General features: G+C 60.2%; 10 protein-coding genes. 8 read left to right on the plus strand and 2 right to left on the minus strand.

Annotated elements, in window-relative coordinates; genetic code table 11:
* Positions 1-41 precede the first annotated feature (41 nt).
* Positions 42-995, plus strand: coding sequence for a zinc-dependent alcohol dehydrogenase family protein (locus ROR01S_RS22665; RefSeq protein WP_064359900.1), 954 nt, complete (start codon positions 42-44; stop codon positions 993-995).
* Between the two features lie 48 nt (positions 996-1,043).
* Here ROR01S_RS22665 and tynA read toward each other — a convergent pair whose 3' ends face one another.
* Both tynA and paaZ read right to left on the minus strand, forming a co-directional pair.
* Positions 1,044-3,311 (minus strand): primary-amine oxidase, encoded by a 2,268-nt coding sequence (tynA, locus tag ROR01S_RS22670; protein WP_064359901.1) that lies wholly within the window; start codon positions 3,309-3,311, stop codon positions 1,044-1,046.
* Positions 3,312-3,636: 325 nt separating this feature from the next.
* The gene (gene paaZ, locus ROR01S_RS22675; protein ID WP_064359902.1) at positions 3,637-5,682 is read right to left on the minus strand and encodes a phenylacetic acid degradation bifunctional protein PaaZ; all 2,046 of its coding nucleotides are present in this window, start codon (positions 5,680-5,682) and stop codon (positions 3,637-3,639) included.
* A 286-nt stretch (positions 5,683-5,968) separates the two neighbouring features.
* Here paaZ and paaA point away from each other — a divergent pair, with 286 nt between their 5' ends.
* Genes paaA through paaG form a run of 7 tightly spaced genes read left to right on the plus strand, consistent with a single transcriptional unit; the run spans position 5,969 to position 11,103 of the window.
* Positions 5,969-6,898, plus strand: a complete 930-nt coding sequence (gene paaA, locus ROR01S_RS22680; RefSeq protein ID WP_064359903.1) for a 1,2-phenylacetyl-CoA epoxidase subunit PaaA — start codon at positions 5,969-5,971, stop codon at positions 6,896-6,898.
* 11 nt (positions 6,899-6,909) lie between these two features.
* A complete protein-coding gene (paaB, locus tag ROR01S_RS22685) occupies positions 6,910-7,197 on the plus strand; it encodes a 1,2-phenylacetyl-CoA epoxidase subunit PaaB (protein ID WP_004861295.1) in 288 nt (95 codons plus the stop codon).
* 7 nt (positions 7,198-7,204) lie between these two features.
* Positions 7,205-7,960 (plus strand): 1,2-phenylacetyl-CoA epoxidase subunit PaaC, encoded by a 756-nt coding sequence (paaC, locus tag ROR01S_RS22690; protein ID WP_032717349.1) that lies wholly within the window; start codon positions 7,205-7,207, stop codon positions 7,958-7,960.
* Between the two features lie 12 nt (positions 7,961-7,972).
* Positions 7,973-8,470, plus strand: a complete 498-nt coding sequence (gene paaD / locus ROR01S_RS22695; protein WP_004861301.1) for a 1,2-phenylacetyl-CoA epoxidase subunit PaaD — start codon at positions 7,973-7,975, stop codon at positions 8,468-8,470.
* 7 nt (positions 8,471-8,477) lie between these two features.
* Positions 8,478-9,548: a 1,2-phenylacetyl-CoA epoxidase subunit PaaE gene (gene paaE, locus ROR01S_RS22700; protein ID WP_032717351.1), complete on the plus strand. Its 1,071-nt coding sequence runs from the start codon at positions 8,478-8,480 to the stop codon at positions 9,546-9,548.
* Positions 9,545-10,312: a 2,3-dehydroadipyl-CoA hydratase PaaF gene (gene paaF, locus ROR01S_RS22705; protein ID WP_004861307.1), complete on the plus strand. Its 768-nt coding sequence runs from the start codon at positions 9,545-9,547 to the stop codon at positions 10,310-10,312. Before paaE ends, paaF begins: the two co-directional genes overlap by 4 nt.
* 2 nt (positions 10,313-10,314) lie before the next feature.
* Entirely contained in the window at positions 10,315-11,103 is a 789-nt protein-coding gene (paaG, locus tag ROR01S_RS22710) for a 2-(1,2-epoxy-1,2-dihydrophenyl)acetyl-CoA isomerase PaaG (protein WP_044350230.1), read from the plus strand.
* Positions 11,104-11,106 lie beyond the last annotated feature (3 nt).

Genomic DNA, 11,106 nt, shown 5'->3' on the forward strand with positions numbered 1-11,106 from the left:
ACTCTGCTATTATCTCGCTTTTACTGTCCTGAACGCCGAATATGCTGAAACATGCGCTTTGCTATGACCACTATGGGCCGCCATCATCGGCGCTGGCGCTGCGCCGCGAGCCTTTACCGCCGCTGGCGGCGGGAGCCGTACGTGTCAAAATGCGCTACGCTCCGATCAACCCTTCCGATCTTATTCCTGTTACCGGCGCCTATCGCCACCGTACCCGGCTTCCGGCGACGGCGGGTTATGAAGGGGTTGGCGTGGTGGTTGACGCGCCATCCGGCGCCTGCGTGGTGCCCGGCCAGCGGGTGCTGCCTCTGCGCGGAGAAGGCACCTGGCAGAGCCATCTGGATATCGCCGAACGTTGGCTGGTACCGGTCCCTGATGAGATTGACGATCGCCTGGCCGCCCGGGCCTATATTAATCCGTTGACCGCGCTGCTGATGCTCAGGCGCTGGCCGGTGGCGGGCCAGAATATCGTCCTGACCGCGGCGGGCTCCTCCTGCGCCAACCTGCTGGCGCAGTGGGCGCTGCAAAAAGGGGCGCGTTCAGTGAGCGGGGTGATCCGTTCGGAGCGGCATATTCACCGTCTGGCGCAGCAGGGCGTTTATCCTGTCCTGGAGACCGACCGGTTGATGCTGGAGCAGGTGAGTCAGAACGCCGATCGGGTATTTGATGCCGTCGGCGGCGGCCTGGCGAATGCGATGCTGTCGGTGCTGCCGGAGCATGCGGCGCTGGTGTCCTACGGGTTATTGTCCGGGCAGGCGTTGAGTCAGACCCGAACGACCCCCCGGGTGTATAAATTCCATCTGCGCGAGGCGCTGGCGGATCTGTCAACTGCCACGTGGCAGGCGGCATTTCGCGAGATCTGGTCGCGACTGCCGGCAACGTCGTTGCCGGCGGTGGAGGTGATTCCCGTGAGCCGCTGGCAAGAGGCGATAAGCGCCAGCGCTCAGGGAGGCGGTCACGCTAAAATGCTGCTCGATTTTACCGCTGAAGATTAGCCGGAAGCGGCGTGCAGACGGCATCCGTGCCGTCATTGTGGGGAGAACCTACTTTTTCTTTTCGCCCAGCGTCGGGGTTTCGTCAAAGAAGTTCCACGGTTTCAACAGCGCATGCGCCCATTCGGTCGGCATAATCGGCCACTCCTCCGCGCGCGCCACGTGGGTGGTGCCAGTGGTTATCCAGACCACGTCATCGTGGTTGGTCAGCGACTCGTTATCCTTCGCATAGGCGCCAAGGCCGGTATCATGGATCGACCGGTTCGGGTATTTCCCTTCCGGATAACGCTCCTGCGGGTGATAGCGGGTAACCCACAGCTGTTTATCCATAAAGCTCAGACGGTGATAAATCCACTCATCCGGCGCGAATTTGGCACCGGTCGCCACCGGGTGGGTTCCGCCCGCGTACGGGATAATTTGATACGATACCGGATTACCCATCCGGTTCTCTTTGGTGGTATTGCTCAGCAGGCGAATAGTACCCGGATCGAACTTCTGCGCCGCTTTTTGTTCGCTGTCGATGGTGTACTGGTTAATCTGCATGGAGCTGGTGCGCGGGCCTCCGGCGGTATTGGGCTTCACTTCCGGGTCCATGGCCACCAGCGTGTTGTTCTCACCATCAACGTCAAGGTCAAGACGGAAGTTGTAGATATGCTGGTGCGTGGTGCCGACGATGTTATGGTCGATCAGCGTCCCGTAACGGGTATCCTCTTTGGCGCTCGGATCGTGCATGGTCTTCGCCATGACGCCTTTGACCGCTTCGATTCCGGTGGCGCCGGCATCAATGCCGATGGTGCCGTTCTCGTGGAACACCCAGTCAAAGATATAGTCGTAGTTGCCGACGGTGCTGATCCAGCGCACCACCAGCTCGCGGCGCTCGGTGCTGACGTTCGGTTGTCCCATCTCCTGATGTTTATATTCCGGGCCGGCATAGCGCTCGAAGATCGCAATCGCGTGCGGAATAGTGGTTGGCGCACCGGTATAATCAGCAATGGTTTCATCCAGCAGTACCGAGTTCGCCGGCGCATCTTTACCGCGGACGATTGGCGAGGTCAGGGTACCCATGCCGTAGTCGCCGGAGTCGAGATAGGCTTTGAAGTACCAGCCCACGTCCGGGTCACCATATGGCACGATCATTCCGCCCAGCGAGCCTTCATACATCACCTGACGTTTCTGTCCGTTGTCGTTGTAGGTCACGGTGGAGAGAATCGGCCCGACGCGAGAGTTCAGCCGCAGGTGGAAATCCCAGTTCTGCCAGTGAATCGTGTCGCCGGTAATGGTGTAGTTTTTGCCTTCCGGCTCGGTGATATCCAGCGGTTTAACGGCGGCAGCTACGCGGTCGCGGCCATCATAAGGGCGCGACTCCATCGGCACCGGGATCACCGGACCTTCTTCAATTTTGATGATTTTCTTCTGCTCAAGATCCACCACCGCGACCAGGTTTTCGATCGGGTGCGCCCAGTAGTTGCCGTCGCCGGTATCCAGATAGCTCACCACTTTCAGCAGGCGTGAATCCTGCTTCAGACCATCTTTGCCGTCAAAGTAACCGACGGTCAGCGGCGTGGTGATGACTTTTTTGGTGTCGGTGATGCCGTGTTTTTTGAGTACTGCGGCGAATTCGTCACTGGCGTTAATAATGTTCTGCACGCTGACGAAATCATCCAGCAGGACCATGCCGTGGGCGTCTTTAATTGGCTGCCAGGAGATGATTTTCTTATTCTGTAAATCCACCACGCTTTCGATGACGTGTTTGCCATCGAGCATCACCACGTCAGCGGTGCGCGGCGCATCAACCGCGGTTCCTTTAAGCGCGAAGGCCCACACCGCGGCTTTATCCGGCTCGTGCAGCGAGATTTCGGTAAAACGGGTGTTGGGGCGGAATTGCGGCGAGGCTTTGACAATCGTCACCGCTTCGCTGATTTCTGCCGCGGATAACGAGTTGAGCGGATGCGGGCGTTTCTCGACCTGGAAGGTCTGATCAAGACCGGACTGGAAGACATCGTTGATAAAGGTATCGGAGACCCACGCCTTACCGTCTTTCATCACCACCGGAACCTGTAAATCCAGCGACTTGCCGTTGACGATGGCCGTTTTGGCGCCGGGCTTCACTTTGACGTAGGCGCCATCCTTCATCAGGGTAAACATCTGGGCATAATCATCCCACTGCACGTCGGCGCCAAACGCCTGCAGCGTTTTATCCAGCGGGACCATATGCGCTTCGTCGCCGTGCGCGAACACCGGTGATTGCCAGGCACAAAACAGCGCAACGGCCAGAGCTAAGGCTGTTTTACGCGGGGAACGAATTGAGTTATTTGCCATTGTGACCTCATCTTATATTTATATTCCCGTCATGCTTTGGGTTGCATCTACGGTGACCACGCGTCCCTGCTGACTGTCTGCAACGCCAATGATTCCGGCGAGTTGTGTTGTCGCTTGCCGCTGCGAAATGCCGGCTTTACTCGCTTTAACCTACCAGCGGTTGGCCGGTTGGCGTTTGTTTGCTCTTGCCAGGTTGTTTGTCAGATTTGCCAGTTATGCCCGGAACAGGCCGGGCGGGGCACAAAAAATGCCTCCGCAGAGGCATCGGAAACCGACCCTGCACGTCCGGCGTTAGCCGGCGCGGCAGGGGACGGACAGGCATTGGTTAATCCGCAAAGTCGCCGTGCTGACGGGCCACCAGCGTCAGGATGGAATAGAGCGCCACCGGCTGCTGGTGCTGGTTGAATATCTCTACCGCCCACTCCACCACCCCGGTGGCTTTCTCCTCGGCGCTACGCTGGCGCTTCACCGTTTTACGTTTGCAGGTCAGGCGAACCTGAATGGTATCGCCCGGCTTCACCGGTTCGATAAAGCGCAGGTTTTCCATGCCATAGTTAGCGATGACCGGCCCGACGCCGGCATCGACAAACAGCCCGGCTGCCGCGGAGATCAGGAAGTAACCGTGGACCACGCGCTCGCCGAAAATGGAGTCCGCGGCGGCAATCTTGTCCATGTGGGCATAGAAGTGATCGCCGCTGAGGCAGGCAAAATTGACGATATCCGCTTCGGTCAGCGTGCGGCGCGGCGTCAGCAGGCTATCGCCAGGCTGGATCTCTTCAAAATATTTACGGAACGGATGAATGCGGTCCTCGCTGACTTCGGCGCCGCGCACCCACTGCTGACCGATGGCGGCCAGCATCGTCGGGCTGCCCTGAATCGCGGTGCGCTGCATATAGTGTTTTACCGCGCGTAAACCGCCGAGTTCTTCGCCGCCGCCGGCCCGACCCGGCCCGCCATGCACCAGCTGCGGCAGCGGCGAGCCGTGACCGGTGGACTCGACGGAAGAGGTCTGGTTGAGGATCTGAATACGGCCATGTGAACGAGCGGCGCCGAGGATAAATTCACGCGCCAGCTCGCCGCTGGCGGTTACCAGCGTGCCGACCAGACTCCCTTCACCGGCGCGCGCCAGCGACAGCGCGTGCTCGCGATGCTGATACGGCATCAGGGTGGCAACCGGACCGAAGGCTTCGATGGCATGCACCGCCGGTGTTTCATCCGGCTGCGGGCAGAACAGCAGCGTCGGCGGAAAGAAGGCGCCGGCGGCGTTAAGATCGGCCTGGCCGCCGAGCAGAACCTCGCATCCGGCCTGAATCAGCGCGTTGACGTTGTCCTGTACATCCTGGCGCTGATCCTCGCTGACCAGCGCGCCCATTTTTACCCCTTCTTGCGCCGGGTCGCCGACGGTCACTTTTTGCAGACGGGCAATCAGCGCTTCGCTGACCGCATGAACCTGGGCCTGCGGAACGATGATGCGGCGGATAGCGGTACATTTCTGCCCGGCTTTGGTCGTCATCTCGCGCACCACTTCGCGGATAAACAGGGCAAATTCCGGCTGTTCGGGAGTGATGTCCTCTCCGAGTACGCAGCAGTTCAGCGAATCGGCCTCCATGGTGAAGGGGATCGATTTCGCCACCAGGTTAGGGTGAACGCGTAGCTGCTGGCCGGTATGGGCGGAGCCGGTAAAGGTCACCACATCCTGGCTATCCAGATGATCGAGCAGATCGCCCGCGCCGCCGCAAATCAGGCTGATGGCCCCGTCCGGTACCAGCCCGCTCTCGACGATGGATTTGACCATCGCCTGAGTCAGCTGGGCGGTGGCGGTGGCCGGCTTGATAATGACCGGCATGCCGGCAAGCCAGGTTGGCGCCAGCTTTTCCAGCATGCCCCAGCAGGGGAAGTTAAAGGCGTTGATATGCACCGCGACGCCGGATTTTGAAGTCAGAACGTGGCGGGCGGCAAAGCCTCCCTGTTTCGACAGCGGGATCAGTTCATCTTCCGGCCACAGCGTATCGTCCGGTAGCTCGCGACTGCCGAGGCTGGCGTAGGTGAACAGCGTGCCGATCCCACCTTCAATATCGACCCAGCTATCGGCGCGGGTCGCCCCGGTTTGCGCTGAAATTGCATAAAACGCATCTTTTTCTGCCAGCAGGTGTTTCGCTACCGCTTTCAGCATCGCGCTGCGTTCGATAAAGGTCATGGCCTGTAACGCCTTAGCGCCGCGGTCGATGGCAAAACGGCGCGCCTGTGCCATATCCAGCCCTTCGCTGGTGACTTCCCATAATGTCTCACCGCTGATGGCGTGGCGAATCGGGCGGGCGCGACCCCATCCGCTCTGCCAGACGCCGGATAAATAGCTGGCTAACTGCTGCATGGTGAATCTCCAATATGTTACGTTAAATCTTTATAAATAGTTATTTTATGAATCATGAAATGCAAGCGACTATTTAATAATTTATTAACATTGTGATCGTGGGCGCGTCGTGTCTCGCCGCGGATGGCCTGTGTTGTCGCGGTCGACAGGCGATTTTTTGTAGTCATCATCACAAAAAACACAAACAAAATTTGTGGTTTTATTTAACCTGAGTGTAACTTTTATAAAACAAAGTGATTCACAAATACGCATTTGTTGAATTTATTGGAATCATAAAGGTGATGACGTGACAGAAGAACAACGCTTTGACCAGCGTATCGCGCAGGATACGGCCATCGAACCGCAGGACTGGATGCCGGATGCCTACCGCAAGACGCTGATCCGTCAGATTGGCCAGCACGCGCACTCGGAAATTGTCGGCATGCTGCCGGAAGGCAACTGGATTACCCGCGCGCCGACGCTGCGCCGGAAGGCAATTCTGCTGGCGAAGGTGCAGGATGAGGCCGGACACGGCCTGTATCTGTATAGCGCGGCGGAGACGCTCGGCTGCGCCCGGGAAGATCTGTATCAGAAGATGCTCGACGGGCAGATGAAATACTCCTCGATCTTTAACTACCCGACGCTGAGCTGGGCTGATATCGGCGTGATCGGCTGGCTGGTCGACGGCGCCGCTATCGTCAACCAGGTGGCGCTGTGCCGCACATCTTACGGCCCCTATGCCCGGGCGATGGTCAAAATCTGCAAAGAGGAGAGCTTTCACCAGCGTCAGGGGTTCGAAGCCTGCATGGCGCTGGCCGAAGGCAGCGAAGCCCAGCGTCAGATGTTGCAGGATGCGATTAACCGCTTCTGGTGGCCGGCCCTGATGATGTTTGGCCCGAGCGACGATAACTCGCCGAACAGCGCGCGCAGTATGGCGTGGAAAATCAAACTGCACTCCAACGACGAACTGCGTCAGCGCTTTGTCGATAACACCGTACCGCAGGTCGCGATCCTCGGCATGACCGTGCCGGACGCCGATTTGCAGCTGGATGAAACGACCGGGCACTACCGTTTTGGCGCAATCAACTGGCAGGAACTGAATGAAGTGATTAACGGGCGCGGCATTTGTAACCACGAACGCCTGGCCGCCAAGCGTAAAGCCTGGGAAGAGGGGGCATGGGTGCGGGAAGCCGCGCTGGTGCATGCGCAAAAACAACACGCCCGCGACGCGGCATAAGGAGAAGCATGATGAGCAACGTTTACTGGCCGTTATATGAAGTATTTGTTCGCAGCAAGCAGGGGTTATCCCATCGTCACGTCGGCAGTCTGCATGCCGCCGATGACCAGATGGCGTTAGAAAATGCCCGCGATGTCTACACCCGTCGCAGCGAAGGCTGCTCCCTGTGGGTGGTGAAAGCCAGCCAGATCGTCGCATCCCAGCCGGAAGAACGCGGCGAGTTTTTTGATCCGGCGGAGAGCAAAGTCTATCGCCATCCGACTTTCTACAGCGTGCCTGACGGCATGGAACATATGTGAGGCAACGATGAACAACCTGAATCCCGTTGCAACCTATGCGCTACGTCTCGGCGATAACGGCCTGGTGCTGGCCCAGCGCTTAGGCGCGTGGTGCGGCCATGCCCCGGAGCTGGAAATTGACCTCGCGCTGGCCAATATCGGCCTCGATCTGCTGGGCCAGGCGCGCAACTTCCTCAGCTATGCGGCTGAGCTGGCGGGGAGCGGCGATGAAGATACCCTGGCCTACGGTCGGGATGAACGTCAGTACGGCAATCTCCTGCTGGTGGAACAGCCGAACGGCAACTTTGCCGACACCATCGCCCGTCAGTTCTTTATCGATGCCTGGCACGTGGCGCTGTTTACCCGGCTGGTTAACAGTCGTGATGCGCAAATTGCCGCCATCGCCGCCAAGGGGCTTAAAGAAGTGCGCTACCACCTGCGCTTCAGCCGCGGCTGGCTGGAGCGTCTGGGCAACGGCACCGAGGTGTCGGCGCAGAAAATGCAGCAGGCGGTCGATGGTCTGTGGCGCTTTACCGGGGAGCTGTTCCTCGCCGACGCGCTGGAGCTTGCCCTTGTCGAGCAGGGTATCGCCGTTGACCCCCGCGACCTGCAGGCGGAGTGGCAGAGTACGGTTCACACCGCGCTGCTTGACGCCGGGCTGCAGATCCCGCAAGAGGCGGCGTTTCGCCACGGCGGTAAACAGGGACTGCACAGTGAACATCTCGGGCCGTTGCTGGCGGAAATGCAGTATCTGCAACGCGCTTATCCCGGTCAGCAGTGGTAACAGGAGGTGGCTATGCAACGTCTCGCCGATATCGCACCCGCAGAAGTCCATGCTATCTGGGCGCTGTTAAGTGAGATCCCCGATCCGGAAGTGCCGGTGCTGACCATTACCGATCTTGGCATGGTGCGCAGCGTGGCGCCGCATGGCGAAGGCTGGGTGATTGGCTTTACGCCGACCTACTCGGGCTGCCCGGCGACCGAGCATCTGCTGGGGGAGATTCGCGCGACGATGGCTCGCCACGGCTATACGCCGGTGCATGTTGTCCTGCAGCTTGACCCGCCGTGGACCACCGACTGGATGAACCAGGATGCCCGCGAGCGTCTGCGCCAGTACGGCATCAGCCCGCCGCAGGGGCACGCCTGCCATGCCGGTCTTCCGCAGGAGGTGGTATGCCCGCGCTGCGGCAGCGTTCACACCACGCCGATCAGTGAATTCGGTTCGACGGCCTGTAAAGCGCTTTATCGCTGCGACAGCTGCCGTGAACCCTTTGATTACTTTAAATGTATTTGAGGTTGCCATGACGACGTTTCATTCGCTTACCGTCGCGAAAGTGGAGCCGGAAACCCGCGATGCGGTAACCATTACCTTTGCGATTCCCGACGCGCTACAGGCGGAGTATGCCTTCCGCCCGGGCCAGCACCTGACCGTGAAAGCCCGCCTCGGCGGGGAAGAGCTTCGCCGCTGCTACTCCATCTGTCGCAGCCGCTCGCCGGCAGAAATCAGCGTGGCGGTCAAAGCCATCGACGGCGGGCGTTTCTCCCGCTATGCGCAGAGCGATATCTGCCAGGGGATGGTGCTGGACGTGATGGTGCCGCAGGGGCACTTCGGCTACCAGCCGCAGGCCGGGCGCGAGGCTGACTATCTGGCGATTGCCGCCGGATCCGGTATCACGCCGATGATGGCGATTATTGGCGCCACGCTGGCCACCGAAGCGAATAGTCGCTTCACCCTGATTTATGGCAACCGCAGCAGCAGCAGCATGATGTTCCGTCAGGCGCTGGCGGATTTAAAAGACCGCTACCCGCAGCGGCTGCAGGTGGTGCATCTGTTCAGCCAGGAGTCGATGGACAGCGATTTGCTGCAGGGGCGCATTGATGGCGAAAAACTGCACGCGCTCTCCGCCAGACTGCTCGATTTTAGCCGCTTCGACGAGGCCTTTATTTGCGGTCCGGCGGTGATGATGGATGAAGCCGAAACGGCGCTGCGCGAGCTGGGGATGGCGGAAAACCGGATTCATCTCGAGCGCTTTAATACGCCCGGAAGCAGCGTTAAACGCGCCACCGGCGTGCAGGCTGAAGGCCGCACCGTCACGATTCGTCAGGACGGCCGCGATCGGCAGATTGCCCTCACCGCGGAAGATGACAGCATTCTGGATGCGGCGCTGCGCCAGGGGGCGGATTTGCCCTTCGCCTGTAAAGGCGGCGTCTGCGCCACCTGCAAATGTAAAGTGCTGCGCGGTGAAGTGGCGATGGCGGCCAACTACAGCCTGGAAGCGGACGAACTGGCTGCCGGATATGTCCTGAGCTGCCAGGCGCTGCCGACCAGCGGCGATGTGGTGGTGGACTTTGACGCAAGGGGAATGGCATGAGCGATCTGCTGATAACCCGTCACCAGCGGGTCCTGCTGCTGACCCTCAATCGCCCGCAGGCGCGAAATGCCTTGAATAACGCGCTGCTGACGCAGATTGCCGACGCCCTGGACGCGGCGGCGTCTGACCCGGATATCCGTGCCTGCGTGATCGGCGGCAACCGCCGTTTCTTTGCCGCCGGCGCCGACCTGAACGAAATGGCGGAAAAAGACCTGCCTGCCACGATGGATGATATTCGCCCACGTCTGTGGGCGCGGATTGATGCTTTTCCGAAGCCGCTGATCGCCGCTGTCAACGGCTACGCCCTTGGCGCGGGCTGCGAGCTGGCGCTGCTCTGCGACCTGGTGGTGGCGGGCGATAACGCGCGCTTCGGCCTGCCGGAAATCACTCTCGGTATTATGCCCGGCGCCGGAGGCACCCAGCGTCTGATCCGCTGCGTAGGGAAAGCGCTGGCCAGCCGGATGGTGCTGAGCGGTGAAAGTATTGATGCGCAGCGGGCGCAACAGGCCGGTCTGGTGAGCGAGATCGCCCCGGCGCTGTTGACCGACGAATATGCCCTGAAGCTGGCGGCGACCATCGCCGGCCATTCGCCGCTGGCGCTGCGTGCGGCGAAACAGTCGCTGCGCCAGGCGCAGGAAGTGAGCCTTCAGGCCGGTCTTCAACAGGAACGCCAGCTGTTTACGCTGCTGAGCGCCACCGACGATCGCCGCGAAGGTATTGCCGCCTTCTTACAAAAACGAACCCCGGAATTTAAAGGACGCTAATCGTGGACGCTTTTATTCTCAACGAAGTAGAACAGGGTGTGATGACGATTACCCTTAACCGCCCGGATCGTCTTAACAGCTTTAACGACCTTATGCATCAGCAGCTGGCGGCCTGTCTGACTCAGGCCGAGCGCGATGAGAACGTGCGCTGTCTGCTGATTACCGGTGCCGGCCGCGGTTTTTGCGCCGGCCAGGATTTAAATGATCGAAACGTCGACCCCAGCGGCCCGGCGCCGGATCTGGGCCTGTCCGTTGAGCGTTTCTATAACCCGCTGGTGCGCCGTCTGGCGGCGCTGCCGAAGCCGGTCATTGCCGCGGTGAACGGCGTGGCGGCAGGCGCGGGCGCCACCCTCGCGCTGGGCTGCGATATTGTCCTCGCCGCGCGGTCGGCGAATTTTGTGATGGCCTTCAGCAAGCTGGGGCTGGTCCCAGACTGCGGCGGTAGCTGGTTCCTGCCGCGGGTGGCCGGGCGCGCCCGGGCAATGGGGCTGGCGCTGCTGGGTGAGAAGCTCAGCGCCGAACAGGCCGCTCAGTGGGGGATGATCTGGCAACTGGTGGAGGACGCCGAACTGGCCGATACCAGTCGTCAGCTGGCCCGCCATCTGGCGACGCAGCCGACCTTCGGTCTGGGGCTTATCAAAAAAGCGCTCCAGGCCTCGGAGACCAACGGCCTCGATGCGCAGCTGGATCTTGAGCGCGATTATCAGCGTCTGGCCGGACGCAGCGATGACTATCGGGAAGGCGTCAGTGCCTTCCTGGCGAAGCGTCCTCCACAGTTCAGCGGGAAATAGACC

It is taken from the genome of Klebsiella ornithinolytica NBRC 105727 = ATCC 31898 (genome assembly GCF_001598295.1).
In the GTDB taxonomy this organism is placed as follows: domain Bacteria; phylum Pseudomonadota; class Gammaproteobacteria; order Enterobacterales; family Enterobacteriaceae; genus Klebsiella; species Klebsiella ornithinolytica.